The following is a 24,104-nucleotide window of genomic DNA, read 5'->3' as shown; positions in this document are numbered from 1 at the left end:
CAATCAGTACTGACGGGCCTTGGCCAGTCGTTCATTGAGGGTCTTGGCCACCGCGTTGGTGCGGGCGCTGGTGGAGACTTGCGCCACGCCGACCCGCCACCACGACAGGTAGCCATGAATCATGGTCTTGGGCAGGACCTTGATGTCGATCAGCGTCGACACGGTCTGCAAACGCGCATCCGCCAGCGCGGCTTTCAGCTCGTCAGCGGTGTTCACTTTGTAAGTCTTGCAGCCATAGGCCGCCGCGCTCATGGCGAAATCCACCGGCACAAAGCCGCCATCGAGCTTGCCGGTGTCCGGGTTGCGGAAACGGAACTCGGTGCCGAAGCTGTCCATGCCGTTGCCCATCTGCAAGTTGTTGATGCAGCCGAAGGTCATGTTGTCGAGCAGGACCACGTTGATCTTGCGGCGCTCCTGGATCGAGGTCGCCAGCTCTGAGTGCAGCATCATGTAAGAGCCGTCGCCGACCAGCGCATAGACCTCGCGCTCCGGCTCGGCGAGTTTCACGCCCAGTGCGGCGTTGACCTCGTAACCCATGCACGAATAACCGTACTCGACGTGATAGGTGTTCACGCCCTTGCTGCGCCAGCTGCGCTGCAAGTCACCGGGCAGACTGCCGGCGGCGGCGACGATCACGGCGTCATCAGCGAGGGTTTCGTTGAGCACTCCGAGCACGCGGCTCTGGGTCAGGCACGAGCCGGTCAGTTCGATGAATTCGCGCAGGACCGCCGGGTCCATGTGGTCGTTGATTTCCGGGGAGAAGTCTTGAGCCTGGTACTCGATCTGATAGAGCCGATCAACCTCCTCATCCAACTGAGCCTTGGCCTGACGCGGTTGATCGCCCCAGCTGGAACGGTAATCGCCCAGTGCTTCGGCCAGCGCCAGCAAACCGGTTTCCGCATCCGCCAGCAGTTGCACGCCATCCAGTTTCAGGGCATCGCACGGGCTGATGTTGAGGTTGAGAAACTGCACGTCCGGATGCTGGAACAGGGATTTCGACGCGGTGGTGAAATCGCTGTAGCGGGTGCCGATACCGATGATCAGATCGGCGTCTTTTGCCAACAGGTTCGCCGCCAGGCACCCGGTTTCGCCAATCCCGCCGACGTTCAGCGGATGGCTGGACACCACCGCGCTCTTGCCGGCCTGGGTTTCGGCGAAGGGAATGTCGAAGCGCTCGGCAAACGCCTGTAACGCCGCGTTGGCCCCGGAGTATTTGACCCCGCCACCGCAAATGATCAGCGGTTTGCGCTTGCCTTTGAACAGCGCCAGCGCATCACCCAGCATCGCATCGGTGGCCGGACGACGTTCGATGCGGTGCACGCGTTTTTGCAGGAAGTAATCGGGATAGTCGTAGGCCTCGCCTTGCACGTCTTGCGGCAAGGCCAGGGTCACCGCGCCGGTTTCGGCAGGGTCGGTGAGCACCCGCATGGCGTGGATCGCCGCGGTCATCAACTGCTCGGGGCGGTTGATGCGGTCCCAGTATTTGCTCACGGCCTTGAATGCATCGTTGGTGCTGATGCTCAAGTCGTGGAACTGTTCGATTTGCTGCAACACCGGGTCCGGCTGGCGGCAGGCGTAGACGTCGCCGGGCAACAGCAGCAAGGGAATGCGGTTGGCGGTGGCCGTCGCGGCGGCGGTCAGCATGTTCGCAGCGCCTGGGCCGACGGATGAGGTACAGGCGTAGATTTTGCGCCGCAGGTGTTGCTTGGCGAAACCGATGGCGGCGTGGGCCATGCCTTGTTCGTTGCGGCCTTGATGGACGATCAGGTCACCGCTGTCCTGCTCCAGGGCTTGCCCCAGGCCCAACACGTTGCCGTGGCCGAAAATGGTAAAGATCCCGGCGACGAATTTGCTCTGGACCCCGTCGACCTCGATGTACTGGTTATCGAGGAATTTCACCAGGGCCTGGGCCATGGTCAGTCTTGTTGTGGTCATAACTGATCCTTCAATACACGCAGAAAACTTGTAGGAGTGAGCCTGCTCGCGATTGCGCAGTGTCCGTCGACATTGATGCTGCCTGACACTGCGCAATCGCGAGCAGGCTCACTCCTACAGGGGTTCTTCATTAGCCTTGGGATTTTTGTAGGTGATTCATGCTTGCTCCAATGGCCTGCTCGATGTTGGCCAGGCCGTGGACGCTGTCGGCAAACGGTTCGAATGACAGGTAGCCGCTGTAACCGCCGCTGAGCAAGGTGTCGATCTGTGCGGCATTGCCAAGAATGTCTCCCTCGCCCACCAGCACGCGATGGCCGTCGCGGATCGTCGCCAACGGCGCCTCGGCATCCTCGACACCGGAGATATGCACCAGCCCGGTCAGTTCGGGGAAAAACTCGGACTCGCCGGCCAGGTGATGGTGAAAGGTGTCGTGGACGAGCCGGAACACATCCAGCCCACCGACAACCTTGATCGCTTCCACCGCCGTGCGTTTACGCCGCAGCGAGCATTCTTCGAAACCCAACGGCTCGATGAAACCGAGAATGCCGTGATCGCGCAGGATCGGCGCCAGTTCACTCAAGGCGGTTTGCAAGCCTGAAGCGCGCTCGGCTTCGCTACGAGTATCCGCGCGATCATTCAGCGGGCACATGACCAACCCCTGCGCGCCGCAATCACGAGCATAAGTCGCCAGTTTCAAGGCCAGCGTCCGGCGCTCGTCATTCCACACATCAAACGGGTACAGCGCGTTGATCGACAGCACGCTGATGCCTTGGGCCGCGCACAACTCGCGGACGCGCTCGGGCGCGGTGCCGTCTTCTATCTCGACACCCTTGAGGTCATTGCGAATCTCGATGGCGTCAGCCTTGAGGGCCACCGCCAGGTCGATGAACGCGGGCAGGGACAAACGTGGGGCGACCATACGGTTCAGGGCGAAACGCAGGGGTTTGCTCATTATTGTTATTCTCCGCACAGGTGAATCACTTGGCTGTCGGCATGCTGAATTCAGGGCCCTTGGCGATGCTGTCGGGCCAGCGTTGCATCACGCTTTTGTAGCGGCTGTAGAAACGGATGCCTTCTTCGCCATAGGCGTGATGGTCGCCGAACAGCGAGCGTTTCCAGCCGCCAAACGAGTGCCAGGCCATGGGCACCGGAATCGGCACGTTGATGCCGACCATACCGACCTTGATAGTGCGTGCAAACGCTCGGGCGATGCCGCCGTCACTGGTGAAACACGACACGCCGTTGCCGAATTCGTGGGCGTTGATCAACGCCACGGCGCTGGCGAAATCCGGGACGCGGACGATGCCCAGCACCGGGCCGAAGATCTCTTGCTGGTAAATGCTCATCTCGGTAGTGACGTGATCGAACAACGTCGCGCCGACGAAGAAGCCGTTCTCCGCCCCCGGCACCTTGAACCCACGACCATCGACAATCAGCTGCGCGCCTTGCGCCACGCCCTGGTCGATAAAGCCTTCGACCTTGGCCTTGTGTTCGGCCGTCACCAACGGCCCCATGTCACTGTCGCCCTGCATGCCGTTGCCGACCTTGAGTTGATCGATGCGCGGCAGCAGTTTGGCAATCAATTGGTCTGCAACATCGCCCACCGCCACGGCAATCGAGATCGCCATGCAGCGCTCGCCGGCCGAGCCGTAAGCCGCGCCGATCAAGGCGTCTGCGGCCTGATCCAGATCCGCGTCGGGCATGACGATCATGTGATTCTTCGCCCCGCCCAGCGCCTGCACCCGCTTGCCGCGCGAGGTGGCTTGCTGGTGGATGTACTCGGCAATCGGCGTCGAGCCGACAAAGGAAATCGCCTCGATGTCCGGGTGTTGCAGCAGCGCATCGACCGCTGTCTTGTCGCCCTGAACCACGTTGAACACGCCGTCCGGCAAACCGGCTTCGGTCAGCAAACGGGCCATCAGCAAACTGGCGGACGGGTCGCGCTCGGAGGGTTTGAGGATGAAGCAGTTACCGGTAACCAGCGCCAGCGGGATCATCCACAGTGGCACCATCACTGGGAAGTTGAACGGCGTGACACCGGCGCATACGCCCAGCGGCTGGCGCAGGTTCCAGTTGTCGATGCCGCCGCCGATGTTGTCGCTGAATTCGGTTTTCAGCAGGCTCGGCGCGCCACAGGCGTATTCGACGATCTCGATGCCACGGGTGACTTCGCCCTTGGCGTCGGAGAACACCTTGCCGTGTTCGCGGCTGATGATTTCGGCCAGTTCGTCGTGATGACGGTCGAGCAATTCCTTGAACTTGAACATCACCCGCGAACGGCGCAAGGACGATTGCTCGGACCAGGCCGGGAATGCTTTCAGGGCCGAGGCAACGGCATCGTCCACGGTCTTCGAACTGGCCAGCCCGACACGCGCTTGCACCTCGCCGGTCGCCGGGTTGAAGACATTGCTGAACCGCTCGCTACCGCTGTCTTGCACGTGACCGTCGAGGTAATGGCCGATGACCTGGGCGTCGCTCATTGTTCTTGTTCTCCGTTCGAATAGTGGAATTCAGGCTTTTTAGATCAGAGATCAAGTAGCCAGCTGTGCTGCGGATCGTTGTGGAACTGCCAGACCCGTTTCGGGCCGGCCATCACGTTCAGGTAATACGACTCGTAGCCGTAGGGCACGCTGACCGGGTGATAGCCCTTGGGCACGACCACGAGGTCGCTGTTTTCCACGGCCATGGCTTGATCGATGCTGCGGTCGTCGGTGTAGACGCGCTGGAACACGAAACCCTGGGGCGGGTTGATCTGGTGGTAATAGGTTTCTTCGAGAAAGCTCTGGTGCGGCAAATCGTCGGTGTCGTGCTTGTGCGGCGGGTAGCTCGACGAGTGTCCCGACGGCGTGCGCACTTCCACCACCAGCAGCGAATGGGCGGGCTCGGTGTCCGGCAGGATGTCGCAGACGTAACGGGTGTTGGCGCCCTTGCCGCGCACGCTGCGCTTCATGGTGTCGGGTTTGATCAGCCGTGGACCGAGGCCCTTTTCGGCTGAGCCCGGTGCGGCGCAGACGGCGATCTGCACATCGCTCAACGCGACGACCTGGGCCTGACTGCCCGGCGGCAAATAAGCGGCGAACGGCGATTTGTCCTCGAACACCGACTGGCGATCGCCGAGGTTGTCCCAGTCGAACGCCCCCTGCCCCGGCGCTTCACCCTTGATGCTGACCCGGCCGCTGAGCAGCACCAGGCACAGCTCTTTATCGCCCGCCGCCACCGGCAAGGTTTCGCCGAGGCTCAAGCGGTAAGCGGCGAAGCCAACGTATTCCAGCTCACCTTTGCCCAACTCGACCATGGTCCGGCCTCGGGCATTGCTTTTGACCAGCAGGCTCATAGCGCAATCCTCTCGTCGAGCAACGCACGCAAGGTGTCGTAGCCTTTTTTCGCGTAGACGTAACTCGGCGCCACGGCCGGGTCTTGCTCAGCCTCGACCACCAGCCAGCCGTGGTAATCGTTGGCCAGCAACACATCGAGCAGCGCGGCGAAGTCGATGTCGCCATCGCCGGGCACGGTGAAGGTGCCGTTGATGATGCAGTCCGGAAAGCTCCACAGGTTGTTGCGCGCCAGTTGCACCACCGGTTTGCGCACGTCCTTGAAATGCACGTGGCAGATGCGTTCGATGTGTTTGCGCAAGACGTGCAACGGCTCGCCGCCGCCCATGTAGCAATGGCCCGAATCGAACAGCAGACCGACTTCGCTGCCGGTCAACGCCATCAACTTGTCGATGTCGGCCGGGGATTCGACGTAAGCGCCCATGTGGTGGTGATAGGCCAGGCGCACGCCTTGGGACAGGGTGAACCGCGCCAGTTCGGTGAGCTTGTCGGCGTATTCCTGCCAGGCCTGTTCGGTGTGGAAACGCGGGCGTTCAACCAAGGGGATGCGCTGGCCCTGAATCGAGTCCGCCACTTCGCCGTAAACCAGCACCTTGGCGCCGTTCTTCGCCAGCAGCTCGACGTGGCTGCCGATGGCGTCGATTTCTTCGGCCACGGAACGGCGCGCCAGACGGCTGGAATACCAGCCGGACACCAGCGCCAGATCGTAAGGCCGCAGCACGTCACCGACGCCTTTGGCATCCTTGGGGAATTTGCCGTTGAGTTCAAAACCTTCGTAACCGATCTCCTTGCCTTCGCTCAACGCGGTGCTCAACGGCGTCTCGCCACCGAGGGACGGCAAGTCGTCGTTGCTCCAGGAGATCGGGTTGATGCCAATTCGGATAGCGGGCATGGCTGCACCTTTTTGTTGTTTTCTAAATTTCCGTTGAGTCTGAGGCCGACTTCGCGGGCAAGCCTCGCTCCTACAGATCAACGCGGCTTCCCGTAGGAGCGAGGCTTGCCCGCGAAGAACGATAACGCGGTGTCACGTCAGGCGCGGGCCGTGCGCCAGGCGTCGATGAGTTCGACGAAGGTGCCCTGCACCTGAGCAATCAGCGCCTCATCATCGATTTCACCGGCCAGCCACGCGCGGCTCGGTTCCTGGAAAATCGTCCTCCCCACCGCGAACCCGCGACAGGTCTGGCTCTGGCTCGCTTGCTGAAACCCTTCGGCCAGTGCCGCCGCCGGCGCATTCAGCCCCAGCAACACCACGCCCCGGCAATACGGATCTCGCTCCTGAATCAACTCATCAAGCTGCTTCCACTCCTCGGCACTCTGCGCTTCGATCTTCCACCACGCCGGGTAAATCCCCAGGTTGTAGAGGCGTTTCAGCGCGCGATACAGCACGTCCGGATGGGTCGACGGATGATCCTTGGGCGGGATGATTTCCAGCAGCAGTTCATGACCGCTGACCTGGGACGCCTGATACAACCCCTTGATCTGCGCTTCCTGTTCCAGGCGCAACAACGGCTCATCATCAGGATGAAATTGCACCAGGCACTTGATGATCTGCTCTTGCGGCCAGGCAATCAGGTTGCTGCCGATCGAGCGCCCATGTTCGAAGGCCAACGGCCGCGAGCCCTGCACTTCCACCGGCCGCGCCACCCACCAGCCACGACCGGTGGCGGCGTTCAGCGAGTCCTGGCCGAAACGCTGATCAGCCAACAAGCCGACATCCGCCTCGATCCCTTGCTCGCGCAAATCCGCTTCGACCCGCTCCACGGCTTTGATAAAGAGCTGCTTGAGTTCGCAGATGGCGTTGAGGTCGCGACCGCCCTTGTGCGCCAGTTCCACCAGTTGCCCACGGTGATCAAAGGCGAAAATGAACAGCTGCTTCCACTGTTTGCGCGGCACGCTGACCTGATGCAGACGCTGCAGCACTTCGTCCTGATCCGGCCGGGTGATCGGCACCGGGCTGTTGAACAGGTAATTGAGTTCGGCGCGGGTCGGCATCGCCGGGGCGCAGGCATGGCGCGACACCACCAGCCCGCCGCAAGCATTGGCCAACTGGCAGCAGCGCTCATCGCTGGCATCCTCCAGCCAACCGCTGAGGAAACCCGACATAAAGGCATCGCCGGCCCCCAACACGTTGAGCACTTCCACCCGAACACCGGGGTAAATCGCCCCGTCTTCAAGCCGCACCGGAATCACCCCGTGAATCACCGTGCAACCCTGCGGCCCGAGCTTGACCACCAGCGTTGCGTCGCTCAAACGCCGAACATTGCGCAACGCCGTGAGCAAATCCTCGGAACCGCCCGCAATCAAAAACTCTTCTTCAGTGCCGACAATCAGGTCAAAACGCGGCAGGATTTTCTGCACATGCTGGCTGACGTTCTGATCGGCAACAAACCGGGTTTCCCCGTCCGCCTTGCCCGCCAGCCCCCACAGCACCGGGCGATAATCGATATCCAGCACCCGTTTGACGTTGTGCTTCTCGGCGTAATCCAGCGCCTGAATGCTCGCCTTATAGACGCCGTCGGTGGAGAAATGGGTGCCGGTGATCAGCAAGGCTTTGCTGGAGGCAATAAAGGCTTCGCTGATGTCCTCGGCCCGCAGCGCCATGTCGGCGCAGTTTTCGCGGTAGAAGACTAAAGGAAAGGTTTCGCGGTCCTTGAGACCGAGCAGGACCATGGCGGTCAGGCGTTCCGGATCGACCTTGACGCCGCTGACGTCACAGCCTTCACGCGCCAGGGATTCCAGGAGGAACCGCCCCATGTGGTCGTCCCCTACCCGGCTCAACATCGCCGATTTCAGGCCCAGTCGAGCGGTGCCGAACGCGATGTTGGCGGACGATCCCCCAAGGTATTTGGCGAAGCTTGAAACATCTTCCAGCCGCGCCCCGACTTGCTGCGCATAGAGGTCGACGCCAAGGCGCCCCAGGCAAATCAGATCCAATTGACGCCCACTGGCAAAACGAGTCTGGCCCATGCTGGCTCCTGTTATTTTTATCAGCCTGCGTTCGGGGCGATGGAGGCGCCGAACGCTCTTGGTGGGATGCAGACTAAAACGACCGGGACCGAACAATCAATAATTATTCCAAATAATTTTTACGTGGAATATTTTTTCCAATAAACTTCTACAAAAGCATTCCAGACACAGTGCATCGTTTCAGCAAACCGCACGCCGGCCGCAAGCTCAAGATTTTATTCCGGCCTACCCTGTAGACTGCGCACAGCCAACCTATTGTCAGGGGCCGACACACCAGTCAGCCCTATAAGAACAAGCCAGAAGGATTCCCTATGTCCCGCACCGATCAGCCGGCTACGACCGAGAGCACGCCCGACAGCGATCTCGCCAGCCCCCCGATCAATGCCGAGCGTCTGTTGCAGCTGATCACCAACGAATACGAAAGCCTGCCGCGCCAGCTCAAACGCATCGCCAGCTACATGAGCCAGCAAAGCGACCGGATCATGGTCGACCGCATCAGCGACATCGCCCGCGAGTGCGAAGTCCACCCGTCGGCCATCGTGCGGTTCTCGCAGCGTTTCGGGTTCAGCGGTTTCAGCGAAATGCAGGCCTTGTTCCGCGAGGCGTACACGCACAAGACCACGCCGGTGCAGAACTACCAGCAGCGCATTCGCAGCATGATCGCCAACAAATCGCAGAAAGCCAGCGGCGGCGACCTCGCACGCGAGTGCATCGACGCGACTCTGTCGGGCATCGAACGGCTGGGGCTGGAACTCGATGACCAGGCCTTCGACAAAGCCGTGGACCTGGTGGTCAACGCCGACAACATCTACGTGGTCGGCGTGCGCCGCTCGTTCGCCGTCGCGGATTACCTGGTCTACAACCTGCAACACACCAACAAGCGCATCCACTTGGTCTCCGGCCTTGGCGGCAGTTATCGCGAGCAGATGCGCAGCGTGCGCGCCAATGACCTGGTGATCGCCATCAGCTTCACGCCCTACGGCAAGGAAACCCAGCACTGCCTGCGCATCGCCCAGCACAACCAGGCGAAAACCCTGATCATCACCGACAGCAACCTCTCGCCCCTGGCCAAACGCGCCAACACCGTGCTGCTGGTCAACGAAGGCAGCTCGTTCGCCTTCCGCTCGTTGAGCGCGACGTTGTGCCTGTGTCAGGCGCTGTTCATCGCCGTGGCCTATCGCCTGGAATTGAAGGTCGACGAGATACACGAGCAAGTCGGTTTCGAAGATTAACCAAGGCCGCTTGCAGGTCGCCGAACCTCAGCTAAGGTAGTCCATCCCGACATGGACACCTGAAGGAGCGGTTCAATGAAACTGATCGGCATGCTGGATTCGCCCTACGTGCGGCGCGTGGCCATTTCTGCCACACACCTGGGCATCGACCTGGAGCACGAGTCGGTTTCGGTGTTCCGCCACTTCGAGCACTTCCAGCAGATCAACCCCGTGGTCAAAGCGCCGACCCTGGTGCTGGACGACGGCGAAGTGTTGATCGACTCGACCCTGATCATCGACTACCTCGAAGCCCTCGCCGGCCCTGGCAAAAGCCTGATGCCCGGCGACCTCACGCAACGGCTGCGCGCATGGCGCCTGATCGGGCTCGGGTTGGCGGCGTGCGAAAAGTCCGTTCAGCTTTACTACGAACGCAACCTGCGCCCCGCCGAAATTCAATACCAGCCTTGGGTTGAGCGCGTCGAAGGGCAACTCGCCGCAGCCTATTCAGCGCTTGAACGCGAGCTGGAAAAACAGCCTCTGGCCAACGGCGCTTTGATAGAGCAAGACGGCATCACCCTCGCCGTCGCCTGGAGCTTCACCAACCTGGTGACACCGGACCAAGTCGACGCCTCACGCTTCCCGCGCATCGCCGAATTCACCGCGCAGGCGGAAAAGCTTGAGGCCTTCATCAGTACCCCGATAACCTGACCGGCCCCCTCGAACGGACCCGACCATGACCGCCGCCGAACAGCCTGCCCCGGCGCTGCACGACGGGTCCGCTAGGCACTTTCTGCGACTGGCGACGAGTACGCGGGATAATCGATGTAGCCATGCGCGCCCCCGCCGTAGTAAGCCTCCCTTCCCGCTTCGGCCAGTGGCCAGCCATGGCGCAAGCGATTGACCAGATCGGGGTTGGCTATAAACGGCCGGCCAAACACCACCAGGTCGCTTAATCCTTCTTCGATGGCCTGCTGCGCGGTTTCAAGGGTGAACCCGCCCGACACCATCAAGGTGCCGTCGTAAGCGGCGCGGAAGTCTTTTTGAAAGTCCGGCGTGCCGAGATGGCTCGCATGCAAGTAGGCAATCTGGCGTTGCGACAGTGCTCCGGCCAGAGCGAGCCAAGTGGCCTCTTCGCCATCGAACGGGTGCAGGTCCGCCAAGTGGGCAAAAGGCGACACGCGCACACCCACCTTCGCACTGCCGATCTGCGCACTCACCGCATCGACCGTCTCAAGCAGCAATCGCAGGCGATTCGCAATCGGCGCACCACCGTAGCGGTCTTCACGTGTGTTGAAGCCGCCGTTGATGAATTGTTCAAACAGATAGCCGTTGCCGGCGTGAATTTCGACACCGTCAAAACCTGCCGACAGGGCGTTGGCCGAGGCCAGGCGAAAGTCTGCAATGACCTGCCGAATCCCCTCGGCATCCAACGCCACGGGCGCACTCACCGCAACTTGCGCAGGCTTGCCGTCGCTGTCGTAAGCATGCACCAACGTTTGACTGGCGGGCATGGCCACAGGCGCGACAGGCGAGCATCCGTCCAACAGCGAAGAGTGCGAGACGCGCCCCACATGCCAGAGCTGGAGGAACATGCGTCCCCCGGCTTGATGAACAGCATCAGTCACGCGCTTCCAGCCTTCAATTTGCGCTGCGCTGTGGATCCCCGGGGTATACAGGTAGCCACGTCCCTGCGGAGAAACCTGCGCGCTTTCACTGATGATCAGGCCGGCTCCGGCGCGCTGGGCGTAGTAGGTCGCCATGTCTTCAGACGGCACGGTGCCCTCGACGCGAGCGCGGGTCATCGGCGCCATGACGATGCGATTGGGCAGCAACTGACCCGCAAGGTCATAAGAGTCGAAAAGTGATGACATGAGTGATTCCTCCGCGTGATCTCAGGCGTGTGACGGGAAGTACGGCAAAACGTACTCGCCGAGTTCGTCGAGGATTTCGCCATAGGGTTGACGGCTGACCTTGGGGTTGAGCGCGATGTGCGAAACACCGGCAGATTGCGCGTGCTCCAGGTAATTACGCAGGCCGTTGCGCCCTGCCCGGAAGCCACCCTGGATGCGCTGGAATGGCTGATCCGGGTTGTCGCTGAGGTCGAAATAGCCGCCCAGGCCCAACGGTTTGAAAGCGTTGCGGTTCTCCGCCTCCTGCACGGCGGCGTGCCAGCTCTCGCCCAACGCTGCCAACCGCTCCGGGCTTTGGACGCCAGCAAGATAGCCATCAAGGTGCTGAGCCAACCATTCAACGCTCTGTTGCGCCTGGCCGACAGCAATTGACGGGACGCGGCCATACGGCGCTTTCGGCACCAGGTCCAGGTTTCCGAGTGAGCCACCGAATCGCTCGGAGCGGAAACGCGGAAAGCTCTGCTCGATCAGGGTTCGAAACACCGAAAAGGCATCACGGTAACGATCGCCACGGGATTCATAATCGATGCCCAGCATCGGGTAATCACTGTATCGATCACCCGAGGACAGCCCCAACACCAGTCGACCTTCACTGAGTTGATCGAGGGACGTCGCTTGCTTGGCCAGATACATCGGATCACGGGTCGGCAACACAATACCCGTGGTGCCCAAGACAATGCTGCGGGTGGCGGCGGCCAGGTAACCGATGTAGACCAGCGGCTCAAAGATCTGCGCCACATCACCATAATCCGGGTCGTAGAAAGGTATGTCGCGCATCCATAAGGCACCAAAGCCCAGCGCTTCGGCGCGTTGCGCCATCTCCACGTGATCACGCATGGTCGGCGCCGGTCTGCCCGGGTGGGTTTCGAGGGGCAAGATCAGGCCAATCGTGAGCGCCTGCGGTTTAAACAAGCGTTGAAACCCGGGATGGCGCTCAAGCGAAGGATGGGCGGTCGGTAAAGTGGCAGGTTGAGCTGGCGGCGAGAAGTGTGTGGCGGTAGTCATGATGGCAGTCCCGTGAGTGACGATGACTGACATATTTATTGATTCCCCAGGCTGGATAAACAGCAGTTCGCGACCGTTACACGGTCCGCTGAGTCCCCAATATCGCTATCTTTCCCACGGCACGCCTGTTTCCCAACGCTCGATCAACAGGTCAATAAACCTGCGAACGCGGGGGGACAGGTGACGCTTGCTGGTGTAGACGACTCTGATGGGATCAGGAGGTGCGCGATAGGGTTTCAACACTTCCACTAACGTGCCATCGCGCAGGTCGTTACCCGTAATGTAGGTCGGCAGATGAATCAGGCCGATGCCTGCCAGCGCCGCTTCTCGCGTGGCTTCTGAACTGTCGATGTTCAGTCGCCCCGGCTGTTCGTAGAGATGAAGGCCGGCAGGTGTCTGGTAACGCCAGACGGTCGGCCGCTCCCCACTGAATAAAGCGATGGTGTCATGCCCGACAAGGTCAGCGGGCGTTTGCGGCACGCCGCGTTGGGCCAGATAAGCAGGCGATGCACACGTCGCGAATTGCTGCCAAGCCACGGTACGGGTGAATAATTGGGAGTCATCTTTGGGCATGCCAATTCGTATGGCGATGTCGATGCCCTCCTCGATCAGATCAACAAAGCGATCGGTAAACCAGACATCCGCCCGCAGTTCAGGCCACTGCTTCAGATAAGCATCCAGAATCGGCAGAATGTGGCGCTGACCAAAGGACAGCGGTGCCGTGAGCTTAAAGGTCCCGGTGGGCCGCCCACGACGCAAGGCCATGGTCGCGTCCACTTCATCCAGATCTTCGAGAATCTGACGCCAGCGCTCATAGGCGACCTGCCCCTCGTCAGTCAGACTCAGTTTGCGCGTCGTGCGATTGAGAAGCCGCGCGCCCATCCGGCTTTCCAGGCGAACTATGCTTTTCCCCACCGCCGACCGGGTCAGGCCCAGAGAAGCCGCCGCCGCGGTAAAGCTTCCAGCCTTTACGGCGCAGACAAATGCAGCGATGTCACCAAAACGGTTGGCTTCCATGGGTCGCTTTACTCCAGGACATGCATAGAGTGTATGTGGAGCGTGAGGCCCATAAAATTTCCTGTTCATTTATCAATAGGACCGGATCATGATCCTCAAGCGCGCAGGCTCGCAACCCTCGATAAAAGGCCCTGAAGCGTACTTCACAGGCACCGTCCGTATGGACCCACTCAACTCCCCTCCCGAACCGGCCCGAGCGTCCATCGTCAGCGTCAGCGAACGTCGATCCCCCGGGGAATGATTTGACCCGTGAGCCCGCCACTATCACAGAATTCGCCGCGCAGACAGAAAAGCTTGAGGCTTTCATCAGTACCCCGATAACCTGACCGGCCCCCTCGAACGGACCCGACCATGACCGCCGCCGAACAACCTGCCCCGGCCCTGAAGGAAATCTTCAACGCCGAACGCCTCAAACACATCGCAACCGAAATGACGGCGGTCTACCCGGCCTTCAACGCCAAAGCCTTCCTGAAAATGGCCAACGACGGCCTCGCCGACCTGTCGATCATGCAACGCATGGCCCGCGTCAGCGAATGCCTGCACGCCGTGCTGCCGCTGGATTACGACGAATCCCTCGAAGTGCTACGCGCCCTCGCCCCCCGCCTCAACAGCGGCTTCGTCAGCATCTCGCTGCCGCACTACGTGGCGATGTATGGCGCGCATGATTTCGAGCGCTCGATGGACGCGCTCAAATACTTCACCGCGTTTGGGTCTGCGGAATTTGCGATCCGGTATTTTCTGCGCAGCGATCTGCAACGGTCGTTGGCGCTGATGCAGGCATGGTCTCGGGATGAGAACGAGCACGTGCGGCGCCTGGCCAGCGAAGGCAGTCGGCCGCGTTTGCCATGGTCGTTTCGGTTGGAACAGATTCAGAGTGATCCGACATTGGCGGCGGCGATTCTCGACAACCTCAAGGCAGATGACAGCCTTTACGTGCGCAAGTCGGTGGCCAATCACCTGAATGACATCACCAAGGACCATCCGGAGTGGGTGCTGGACTTGATTGAGGGGTGGTCGCTGGAGAACAAGCACACGGCGTGGATTGCCAAGCATGCGTTGCGCAGTTTGATCAAGCAGGGAAACCAGCGGGCGTTGGCGATTATTGGGGCGAGTGGTAAGGCTGAGGTTGAGATTGTTGGGGTGAAGGTGGAGCCGGCGGTGATTCGGTTGGGGGAGAAGATTACGTTGTCGTTTGCGGTGAAATCCACGGTGGCGGAGAGTCAGCGGCTGGTGATTGATTATGCGATTGATTATGTGAAGGCCAATGGGGGGACTTCGGCGAAGGTGTTCAAGCTGAAGGCGTTGACGTTGGCTGGTGGGGCGACTGAGCGGGTTAGTCGTGGGCAGCAGATCAAGGAGCTGACTACTCGGAAGCACTATGTGGGGAAACATGCGGTGCACATCCTGGTGAACGGCGAGCGTCTAGCTAGCACGTCATTCGAAATCCTAGCCTAACTTTTTTGTAGCAGCTGCCGAGCAGCGCGAGGCTGCGTTTGGCTGCGAAGCAGTCGTGAAATCAGGCAGCTGGTTCTTTCAGGAGCACCGCGTACGCCAATTTGCGAGGATCACGCCCTCAAGTGCAGCCTCCCAGCCTCGACAGTTGCTACAAAGGCAGGCGCTAATTGGCCGTTAAATAAATCCGCCCCGTTTTTTTACGTCCCGTTTTTTGAGCAATTTTGGGTCGATAGCGAGGGTCTAGCCTCACTGATTAGCCAACGGGAATCAGCAAAGCTGCTTAAGCAAGATGTTTCCTTGCGTCATCCCTCGCACGTTTGTTAGGCGAGCTGCTTACCCCATCATCGCAATTTAGAATACGATTCAGGGACGGTGGACATCATAGGGGTTAGTAAGCATGGGCTGCGCATTCAACGGATTTGAGGAGGAGCTTGAAAAAACTCGGCAATCGGTACGAAAAAAAGTCGAAGCTCAAAATGCGAAAAGAAAAGCCAAGAAAAGCAACTCACGCGAAAAGGTAAGTATATTTCATGTGCGCTCCAAGCCTTCATCTAACAATAAATCCGCAAAGTTCAAGCGCGAACGCGAAAACTTTCATGATGAGAACCGCCTGCATCGGTATCTAATTAAAAATCCGCATCTAATATTCACACCTAGACTATTTCTAGGCGGCCTCTACCTGAACTCAATTATTTCTAAGCGCCAACTATCTAGCGAGCACATACCAGATTTTTGTTATATCACCTGTCAAGCGAACATCATCAAAGTAACTCTTGTCGAGATAGAAAGTTCCGCACGAAAAGTTTTTACGCGTAAGAAAGGCAAAGACTGTTTGCACTCCGACATAAATGGGCCGCTTCGACAAGTAAATGAGTGGAAATCCGAGCTGACATTTCCAGCTGAGCGACAAGCATCATTACTCAAGCTTAAGCGTCTTTTTGAACAATACCCATACAAAATTTTTGATGATAATGGCGTAAAAAATAATGTCTTCTTGAGGTTTGACTATTTATTAGTAATCGGCGACAAAGCTCCCGAATCTGACGCTCAGCAGCAACTGTTAGACAATATATTGCACGAACAGAACATATTGGTCATGACTTACTCAATGATGATAAGAGAGGCAAGAAAATCGAGCCAGCGAAACAATATGTTGCGCCTAAATCATGGAGGAGTCATTGCCGACACCCTTCAGAATGGGCAACGTTTAGTGCATAAGGTTGCAACCCTTACCTCTGACGCTTCAGAAGTTCGATCTCTTATTTGTGAACTCAAGCAACTTCCAGACACAGATCCTCATGGCTTAGAAATGATAGGGCCGGGGGCCATTTTCAAAAGGATCGGCTATCACTACACCCTCTACAACCCCTTCGGATTCCCGGACGTTCAGCACATGATTTTCCAGCGCGCAGGGGGGCGATGTGAGATCCCAGGATGTGGATTGCCAATTATGAATAGTCCTGAGGACATTGGCTTTTATGTACGGAGAGGACCACAACAATTTAAAGCAAGTAATGGCCAAGCTGTGGTGATGGTGTGTGCATCTCACTTACGTGGTCCTAGCTTGCAGGAGCAATTACAAGGATGGAGTGCGGGCGCAAATAGTAACGACTCCGTGCCATACCGCGCAGATCACGAGCGTGAATGGCATTTATTCAATCGTATTAATGTTTCCATACAATTGGACAAACTAAGTAAATCGCTAGGCTTTAATCAATCACACAGCCCTATGGAGCATGCAAATTTACGAAACTGGTTATTGCGACTTCGATCTCTGCCAGAAGGTCACGCCCATTTTCTGAGGCAAGTTTTACTCGCCCGTTTAGATTATTTCCATCACCCAATACAGTTATTTGAAAATGTGAGCGAGGTACAACAGCATCCTGTGACGGGAGACCTCTATCGACTCGGACTAATATCACCAGAAAAGTACAATGAAGGTCTATTTATACTTCTCCCGGTTCTGCCCTCAGACAATTTTCTCGCTTACATCACTGACAGGTACGGAGACGACTTGCGTAGGGTGATCACTCGACTTTTTGAGTGGGACGCGGCGGGGCTAACTATAGATAACGAATAAGCTATCGGCATCCAAGCGCCCCATCGTATATGCTTAAACCACAGCTCCCCAGAGATCCCTGGTATTTGGTTACGAGTGAACAGGCCCTGTTATTTCAGTCCAAAAAAAATACACGTTCCTAGCCGGTAGCATCTGGATGCTAAAAAAGGAAAAAAGGGGGCGGTTGTATTTTTCCAATTGCAGCCCTTCGCGAGAGGCTGCAATCGGCCGAGGCTGTGTAAAAACGTTTTTGAGCGCGACAGGTACTCAAAACCGGACTGAAAATCGCGCTTCTACGCAAAATCCACATCTGCTGAAGTGCCGATAAATTTCAGATTTAACGTAGACGCGCGCACTTCAATTTTGGCGCAGCGTTTTTACACACTCTGGGCCAAAAGCGGTCCGTCACTCATACCACCCAAATAATGATCGTTTTCTTTACAGTTACTGCACCTGTTCAAGAACTTTAGTAGCGAGCAATTATTAAGCCTCAAGAAGAGGGGTAATTATTTGGGCGTCCTTTTGGGCTGCCCAAATTTCCTTACGACCTACTATCAATAAGACCATTTTTTCGTGGCCGGCAATGAGGTGCCGCTGCCATGTGTCCAAATCAGTAGATGAAGGTGACGGAGAGTCCTCCGGATGGGTGTGCCATTCGCCAAGATATTGAAGCATCCCTGACGAACTGATGAAGGCTTCATCTACAGCAGTTTGATGATGCGCTCCTCTTCGGTCCACAAAGCATCGACGCCTGATATCGCCAGGTCCAGGCTCGGATATCTGATGAACCACCAAGTGCGGCCCACGACGTTCCCCGATGAGCACTCCGGCAGCTTCGGTACTAAGCCAGCTGAGTTGGCGGTAGGCCAGCATTCTCTTTAGAGGAGAAGACGTAATCACCAGCAACCCACCATGCTTATCTGTAAATGTCAGCTCAGTGTCAGTCATGGCAAATGGGACAATTGCGTTGTCGAGGTAAAAGTCGAGCTTGTTTGGACCGACTACCGTCCAACATATGTTCGCTATACGTCCAGCTAAGACTTGGCTCCAAAATCGAAAGTACAGCTTCCTGCATCATAGCCGCAGTGATAACGCTGACAGCCGCGTCATAGGGAGTGAAGGTATTCCCGCAACTGACGAAGCGTTCCTCGGCCGTACTGATTTTGCTAAACCGTAAATCCAAGCCATTTTTGTAGAATGCGGGATCAATAAGCATGCACCCGTAGCAACAACTACCATCGTCAATCATGACTTTTGATGAACGACCGTTGCCATCGTTGAATCCGTGAACAACCTTTGGACGCTTGTTGTTTGGTATTGTGCGAACTACGTGAGCCAAGCGTTTTGCCACTGGAGGCCGGCCAGTTGCATCAATGACGATGTCGTACTGGCTCAACAGCTCAGGGGTAATTGAAAAACTAGTAGGCTTCCCCTCTACCTTACAATTTAAATGTGTAGAGGATTTAAGCGCGGCTGCTAAAGCTTTTGCTTTGTTCTGCCCAAAATCTAAGGTTGAGAGTGGGTGGCGTCCAAAGTTTTGAGGTCCGAATGAGTCGTCGTCGTAGAGATCAAATCGAGTGTTTCCGCAACCTGCGCCAGAGCGAAGCAGCAAGCCACATAGATATCCACCAATGGTTCCACAGCCTATGAGTGCAATGCGTTTAGTACTCAAGTCGCCGGTTGCTGATCGACGGCGGTTGCGGCTCAAAATCGTCTTTCTGTCTGCTCTAGTTACCCCAAGTCGAGAGAATTTATGAACCGAGCGCTTGGCGGAAAGACATGTGATCAGCGTCTTCGATTTGACTACGCGCCCCGTGTGTTTCTTCCGATTTTTTTTCCGAGGATAGGTATTCAATCCAGTCGCAGCAATATCGAGCTCAACAAAGAGCCCAACCAAGTCTTGGTGGCGAACATCGAAAAGAAGCACATGCCGTTTCACCGGATTATTCACAAAGTGATCCAGCAGACGGCTACGAGCACTTAGATCTACTTCGGTAAGCCAATGGAGTAGTGCGCGGAGATTTTGTGGTGGCCATTCCACACCGGCTAGGCGGGAAGGGTTGATTTTGAAATAGGTTGTGAGAATCGTCCTTCCGTCTTGCTTCGTAAGGTGTCTCTGCTTTAGCCACTCATTGAATTCGCTTTCGTCTTCTTTTTCATAGGCAACCCACTCCTCACCTGAGGCCTTTCCGGGGTTTGCTAATCCGCTCTCATTGAGAGTCACATAACATTCCATTTCTAATTTTTCTGATGCATCTGAGAGTAGATATAACTTCTTCTGGGATAGCCAATAGGATGAGAACTCGCCCTCCATTTCTCGGTCATCGGGCGAGCCTTGATTCGCTGAGGCGACTGAGGCATTTAGCGTAGTTTGGATTTGGCAATCGACCTGCAGATAGAGTTCCTGCAGATTATTCGCATCCCAGTCAGCTTCCATCTCTCGGACATAGCACAGGTACCACCCCAGATTGACATGTGGCAGCAATCGATTCTTGTACTGGTCAGGCTTTTTGAGAATGTACGCAGTAGGTAAAGTGATATGAGGGTCTATAGGGAGGCTTAAAGCAATGCTGAACTCGCCACCCGTAGTTCCGTAAGATTTGACGTAAAACCCTTTCGCGACGTCGAGGAGACACAGAGGCGTACCTTCAGGGATGTGCCGGGCCTTGGTGTATTGAAACCCGCACCCCAGCAATACCTGATGAAGCTCACTAAGCATTTAGTGTTAACCGCTCGCCATGGTGTTGCTGATGGTCGCAGCTTGGGCACCACGTGTAGGCTCATTGGCAAACGCAGGGGCAGACTTTTCACTAACAATAAGGTCGCTTTTGAGCACCCGCTGGCCGAACGCACGATTGATAGATTGGAGAGCGAGCTCTTTAGATACGCACTGCTGAGCATCAATCAAAATACCGTGCAGCTCAGAGAGTCCTGCCATGATTTCCAACTCGCGCTCCTCGTGCTCAATTCGCGGCGGAAAGAGCGGTTTCTCGTCAGTGTGGTCTGGGCTTTCCACCCCCTTTGAGAACTCGTCAGGAAGGTACTTTGCGAGCATTCGCATCGTTGCACCAAGATCATTTTTATCGTGTGCAATCCGATCAAGAATACTGACGGTAGCGGCCATCAGTGATATAGACGAAGGGCCCCCACCCTTTTCCCATTGAACATCTCGCCACGATTTCATAAAACGGCAAATACTGCGTAGGTGAGGGCCAATGCGCCGGCAACTATCGTTGAACCAGTCTTCGACAATTTTTGGATCACTCTTCATCCACTTTTGATCACCTTCGCGCAACGCCAGGTTCACGCAGTCCTCATCAAGCTCATAGTCGGCACTTTCTAATGAAAACGACCCATTTATCGAATCCATGACCATGCCACGGCTTTTCGCCAGAGCTACTTCCTTGAGCAAAAATTGGTCTTCTGGAATTGCATACATAGGGACATCAATATGTGTGTGCTCTGCAGGGATTTTGATTCGAGCACAGGTTCGCTTGGCCTCAAATTGCCAGCCTTCGTTTTCATGCACCAAGGACTTCAGCGATGAGTCCACAAGAAGCAGGAGCAGTTGGTGGCCAATAACGGGACGATCTTCAAAGATGGCCATCGGGAGATATGTGCCATCATCTATGTCCATTTCCTGAGGCGGGGTGGCGTACGGATAATTGAGTGTATCGTACTGAAAACTTCCCTGTGTCCAAAAGCGCGGTGTAAGAGACAGAAAAGCTTTCCGCGCTTCATCATCCATGTCTCTGAGAAGCTTTGCTGCCTCAGTCTGAGCTTGCGGGCTTAGATACTTTAGCCGAGTGTTCGCAACTCGAGCTGTAATACTTTCGAGAGAGATGGTCGCGCTGGATGTTCTGACGAGCTCTTTCGCTTCGTTGAAAACCTCTTTTGTGCGGATTCGGGCTAGGTCGCGCAATCCTTTAAGCTTCACGACACAGGGGTCTGCTAATCTCAACTTACTAATGAGCCCATCGGTGCTGTCGTTGTAATAGCGGTGGAAATTCCAACTCATCACTTTTGCTCCTGTTGGACGGGACCAGGTACAGCAAAGGGCGCTGCCGGATGTTTGAAGAAAGCTTGCAATAGAGGGTTCTTTGTAAACTCGTTAGTAGCCAGCTGTTTTCCCCGGCTTGCGAGGTTACGCAAGCTACTTTCGCTTGCGTTATCCAGAGTGATATCGGATGCAGCTTCGTTAGGAACGATATCGTCAAGATAAACGTAGTTTTCTGATGCGTTATAGGTTCTGAGCTCCCGCTCCAACATTGCTTTATGAAGCTGCTGATTCGCGGTCATAGTGGTCAGCACCAATCGCTCACCAAGGCCCCACAATCCGAGATAGCCACGGTTGCGCTTTGACTCTAGCGCGGCCGGACTCACCGTGTACTCCTCCCCCAGTGTGCCGACATTCAATATCTTGACATCGGTAACCGTGGCGTCCGGAAAGTCGCTAGTCATGTCCCGGAAAACTTCATGTAGTCCGATGAAGCTTGGGTTGTTAGCAACCAAGCCTCCATCAGCGAAGTACGCATCCAAATCCACGCAATGATGAGGCGCAAAGTAGGTAGGTGCCGCCGATGTAGCCATTGCTGCATCTATCAGCTTGAGGCGACCGTCACGATTGAACGCTGGATTATGAGGAGTTTTGAAAAACTGGGGTTTGCCGGTCGAGAGGTTCACAGCGGGAATCATGACGCGACGTGTCAAGTCACCAAATGTGATATCGGCTCCAATCATGCTTGCGACGGCATCAAAGAGTGGTTTGCTGCTGTATCGGGCACTAAAAGCAGCCCTCAATTTTTTCCGCCAAGAGCTCATCCGCGGAAAGATTAGGGGGGCCTGGACGCGGAAGACCGACTCTAACTCCCTAGCACTTTTTCCTGATGCGAGCCCTAACGCCAGAATCCCGCCAATTGAGGTGCCAGTAATCAGATCGAAGTACTCTCCCGCTTTTACGTTCGACTGCCCGGTCTGTTGTTCAATGATTCGCTCAATCTCAGCGAGCACATTGATGGTAAATAAGCCTCTGGCTCCCCCACCATTTAGGCTGAGAATTTTGATGCTACCGCTATGTACTGCCATAGAGCGCCTCATTGTAGTGGCTTTGTGATACTAAAATGAGGTCACTTATGTAGATTTCAAGAGGCCAGTGTAAATTTATTTTTTAAGGTGACTCTGCGAGGCGGCTGCGCAATGTCAGCCTTCTCTGGTTTGACTAGCTCAAAGTCCCTTGGAAACCTTGAAGCCTAATAATCAGTTCGCCCAGAACATGGCGGATGCTGGTTGAGGTCTTTCACAAATGGCAGCTCTTGGCCGAGGCTGTTTAAAAACGTTTTTGAGCGCGACAGGTACTCAAAACCGGACTGAAAATCGCGCCTCTACGCAAAATCCACATCTGCTGACGTGCCGATAAATTTCAGATTTAACGTAGACGCGCACACTTCAATTTTGGCGCAGCGTTTTTACACACTCTGGGCCGATAGCAGCCAGCAATGAGTCAATTTCGCCCAAAAGCCGAGCCTCATGGATACAGTTGCCGACTTGCCCTCCCCTCTGTGACGACGGACTAACCCACCGCCACAGAGGGATTGCCCTTACTCCTTCACCTCAACCTTATCCAACGCCTGATTCACCGCCAATTCCCCCAACATCACCACCTGCGTAATCCCCAGCAGCGTCTTGCGGTGCGAGTTATCCAGCAACGCCGCAAAATTGCTGAGCATGGTAGTCGCCGAGCCCAGTGATTCGCTGGCGTTGGCCAGCAGGGATTCGGTGTCGTATGCCGGGTTGGCGAGGAACATGGGTTCGGGTTCGTGGGTGCTGGCCATGATGTTGGCACCTGGATTGAGGTAGTGGTCGAGGGCGCGTTCGGCGGCTTCGTGGAGTTTTTTGGAATCGAGAGATTCGTAGGGGGATGCCGGATTGGTGTCCGGTGGGTTGGGTGTTGGTTTGATCATGGTGAAACCTCTAGCGCGAATATTTCAAGGAACCATCACTCTCTCGCTACCAAACGGAGGGTGGCGGCCATACGCGGGTTGGTAGACCGGTCGCACTAGAACCCGGCGCCCACAAGTGGGCCCCACGCATGACCACCATGAACGCAAAGTCTTGTGAAACCGACTGCGTAAAGGTGAAGCCATGAGTCTAGAACGATCCGGGCTACCAAACCCGATCACTGTTTTTCAGTGACCCCGCCACGATAGAACCCGTGTCCTAGACGCACAAGCCGGCGGATTCTGGCGTACGCGTAGGCAATGACGCAAGGCGTTGTAGCCGTTCGGACGTAACACTGAGTGTCTTTAAACGTGGGGGCTCAAACATGTTTAAGGCAGTGAATATCGAAGTGGGAATCCATGGCTGAGATTGATGGCGTCTGGGATGACGCCATCGCGAGCAGGCTCGCTCCCACAGGGGGTTTGGGGTGAATTCGGGGTCTCGGGGTGGCTATGGATATGGCCGGTGTCTGGTTGGCACCGGGCTTGGGATTAACGCTGGCGCTGGTTGATGGGATTGGACCGGCCGGGCAGCATGCGGGTCAGGGTGTTGTCGCGGACCCAATAGTGATGGAATAACCCCGCCGCCGCGTGCAGGCCGATCAGCCAGTAACCCGCGCTGCCGAGCAGTTCGTGCCAGTACTTGAATTGCTTGGCCAGGTCCGGGTCAACCGCCACCGGCGATGGCAGGTAGAAATCGAAATAAGGCATCGGTTTGCCGCCGGCGGACAGCATCAGCCAGGCCAGCAGCGGCGTGGCGATCATTAATACGTACAAGGCCAGGTGCATCAGGTGCGAAACGCCGGTCTGCCATTTGGGCAGTGCCGGGGTGATCGGTGGCCGAGGCGTCAGGCGTCCGAGCAATCGCACCCACACCAGGGCAAAAATGCTCAAGCCGAAGAGGCCGTGCAGCCCGAGAAACATGGCTCTCAACGGTTGGCCCTTGGGCAGCAGGCCTTTGATTTCGATGCAGGCGTACACGCCGACGAACAGTACCAGCATCAGCCAGTGCAAGGTGATCGAGAGTTTTCCATACCGATGGGTCATTGATTCGCGGGTCATAACGGGCCTCATGAATGTCATTGCCGGCGGCCGAGTCATTCGTGCGGCCGGGGTGCGGTGTGTCAACGCACCGACGGGGCACACCCTGCCCGCGAAGTCTTAAGGCAATCTGAAGACAGCGGAAGATGATCTTTTTCTTACCTTCAGATTCCGTT

Annotated in this window: 19 protein-coding genes; 4 read left to right on the top strand and 15 right to left on the bottom strand. The window is 56.7% G+C overall.

Annotated elements, in window-relative coordinates:
- Positions 1-3: 3 nt before the first annotated feature.
- The 6 genes from iolD to iolC form a co-directional block, all read right to left on the bottom strand.
- Positions 4-1,935, bottom strand: coding sequence for a 3D-(3,5/4)-trihydroxycyclohexane-1,2-dione acylhydrolase (decyclizing) (gene iolD / locus RHP74_RS12670; RefSeq protein ID WP_311099738.1), 1,932 nt, complete (start codon positions 1,933-1,935; stop codon positions 4-6).
- 130 nt (positions 1,936-2,065) lie between these two features.
- Positions 2,066-2,887 carry a TIM barrel protein gene (locus tag RHP74_RS12665; RefSeq protein WP_311099736.1) on the bottom strand — a complete coding sequence of 274 codons (822 nt, stop codon included), beginning with the start codon at positions 2,885-2,887 and terminating at the stop codon, positions 2,066-2,068.
- Between the two features lie 25 nt (positions 2,888-2,912).
- Positions 2,913-4,415 (bottom strand): CoA-acylating methylmalonate-semialdehyde dehydrogenase, encoded by a 1,503-nt coding sequence (locus RHP74_RS12660; RefSeq protein ID WP_311099734.1) that lies wholly within the window; start codon positions 4,413-4,415, stop codon positions 2,913-2,915.
- Between the two features lie 44 nt (positions 4,416-4,459).
- On the bottom strand, positions 4,460-5,269 hold the full coding sequence (gene iolB / locus RHP74_RS12655; protein WP_010459621.1) for a 5-deoxy-glucuronate isomerase: 810 nt from the start codon (positions 5,267-5,269) through the stop codon (positions 4,460-4,462).
- Positions 5,266-6,159, bottom strand: coding sequence for a myo-inosose-2 dehydratase (gene iolE / locus RHP74_RS12650; protein WP_077749727.1), 894 nt, complete (start codon positions 6,157-6,159; stop codon positions 5,266-5,268). Before iolE ends, iolB begins: the two co-directional genes overlap by 4 nt.
- Before the next feature lie 137 nt (positions 6,160-6,296).
- Positions 6,297-8,234, bottom strand: a complete 1,938-nt coding sequence (gene iolC, locus RHP74_RS12645; RefSeq protein ID WP_311099732.1) for a bifunctional 5-dehydro-2-deoxygluconokinase/5-dehydro-2-deoxyphosphogluconate aldolase — start codon at positions 8,232-8,234, stop codon at positions 6,297-6,299.
- A gap of 311 nt (positions 8,235-8,545) precedes the next feature.
- On the opposite strand from iolC, the gene RHP74_RS12640 reads away from it, so the two are divergent.
- Together RHP74_RS12640 and RHP74_RS12635 are read left to right on the top strand one after the other, a co-directional pair.
- Positions 8,546-9,466 (top strand): MurR/RpiR family transcriptional regulator, encoded by a 921-nt coding sequence (locus RHP74_RS12640; RefSeq protein WP_077749729.1) that lies wholly within the window; start codon positions 8,546-8,548, stop codon positions 9,464-9,466.
- A gap of 75 nt (positions 9,467-9,541) precedes the next feature.
- Entirely contained in the window at positions 9,542-10,153 is a 612-nt protein-coding gene (locus tag RHP74_RS12635; RefSeq protein WP_311099730.1) for a glutathione S-transferase, read from the top strand.
- A gap of 71 nt (positions 10,154-10,224) precedes the next feature.
- On the opposite strand, the gene RHP74_RS12630 is transcribed toward RHP74_RS12635, so the two are convergent.
- From RHP74_RS12630 to RHP74_RS12620, 3 genes are all read right to left on the bottom strand, one after another.
- Positions 10,225-11,316, bottom strand: coding sequence for an alkene reductase (locus tag RHP74_RS12630; protein WP_311099728.1), 1,092 nt, complete (start codon positions 11,314-11,316; stop codon positions 10,225-10,227).
- Positions 11,317-11,337: 21 nt separating this feature from the next.
- On the bottom strand, positions 11,338-12,360 hold the full coding sequence (locus RHP74_RS12625) for an LLM class oxidoreductase (protein WP_311099726.1): 1,023 nt from the start codon (positions 12,358-12,360) through the stop codon (positions 11,338-11,340).
- Between the two features lie 105 nt (positions 12,361-12,465).
- Complete coding sequence (locus RHP74_RS12620; protein ID WP_172790790.1) at positions 12,466-13,377, bottom strand: LysR family transcriptional regulator; 912 nt, start codon at positions 13,375-13,377, stop codon at positions 12,466-12,468.
- Between the two features lie 351 nt (positions 13,378-13,728).
- On the opposite strand from RHP74_RS12620, the gene RHP74_RS12615 reads away from it, so the two are divergent.
- Together RHP74_RS12615 and RHP74_RS12610 are read left to right on the top strand one after the other, a co-directional pair.
- Positions 13,729-14,832: a DNA alkylation repair protein gene (locus RHP74_RS12615; RefSeq protein ID WP_311099724.1), complete on the top strand. Its 1,104-nt coding sequence runs from the start codon at positions 13,729-13,731 to the stop codon at positions 14,830-14,832.
- 397 nt (positions 14,833-15,229) lie between these two features.
- Positions 15,230-16,912: a Shedu anti-phage system protein SduA domain-containing protein gene (locus tag RHP74_RS12610; protein WP_311099722.1), complete on the top strand. Its 1,683-nt coding sequence runs from the start codon at positions 15,230-15,232 to the stop codon at positions 16,910-16,912.
- A 462-nt stretch (positions 16,913-17,374) separates the two neighbouring features.
- Here the strand turns inward: RHP74_RS12610 and RHP74_RS12605 are convergent, their stop codons facing one another.
- The 6 genes from RHP74_RS12605 to RHP74_RS12580 form a co-directional block, all read right to left on the bottom strand.
- Positions 17,375-17,839: a Mov34/MPN/PAD-1 family protein gene (locus RHP74_RS12605; RefSeq protein WP_311099720.1), complete on the bottom strand. Its 465-nt coding sequence runs from the start codon at positions 17,837-17,839 to the stop codon at positions 17,375-17,377.
- Positions 17,832-19,610: an E2/UBC family protein gene (locus tag RHP74_RS12600; RefSeq protein WP_311099719.1), complete on the bottom strand. Its 1,779-nt coding sequence runs from the start codon at positions 19,608-19,610 to the stop codon at positions 17,832-17,834. Before RHP74_RS12600 ends, RHP74_RS12605 begins: the two co-directional genes overlap by 8 nt.
- A 6-nt stretch (positions 19,611-19,616) precedes the next feature.
- A complete protein-coding gene (locus RHP74_RS12595; protein WP_311099717.1) occupies positions 19,617-20,909 on the bottom strand; it encodes a CBASS cGAMP synthase in 1,293 nt (430 codons plus the stop codon).
- On the bottom strand, positions 20,909-21,976 hold the full coding sequence (locus RHP74_RS12590) for a CBASS cGAMP-activated phospholipase (protein WP_311099715.1): 1,068 nt from the start codon (positions 21,974-21,976) through the stop codon (positions 20,909-20,911). The genes RHP74_RS12595 and RHP74_RS12590 overlap by 1 nt, the downstream gene beginning before the upstream one ends.
- Before the next feature lie 512 nt (positions 21,977-22,488).
- Positions 22,489-22,851 carry a DUF6124 family protein gene (locus RHP74_RS12585; protein WP_010459606.1) on the bottom strand — a complete coding sequence of 121 codons (363 nt, stop codon included), beginning with the start codon at positions 22,849-22,851 and terminating at the stop codon, positions 22,489-22,491.
- 528 nt (positions 22,852-23,379) lie between these two features.
- Positions 23,380-23,949 (bottom strand): cytochrome b, encoded by a 570-nt coding sequence (locus RHP74_RS12580; protein WP_311099712.1) that lies wholly within the window; start codon positions 23,947-23,949, stop codon positions 23,380-23,382.
- Between the last annotated feature and the right edge of the window lie 155 nt (positions 23,950-24,104).

It is taken from the genome of Pseudomonas sp. SG20052 (genome assembly GCF_031766055.1).
Lineage (GTDB): Bacteria > Pseudomonadota > Gammaproteobacteria > Pseudomonadales > Pseudomonadaceae > Aquipseudomonas > Aquipseudomonas mandelii.
Note: the sequence above shows the minus strand (reverse complement) of the source record. Positions and strands in the feature narration are given on the sequence as shown.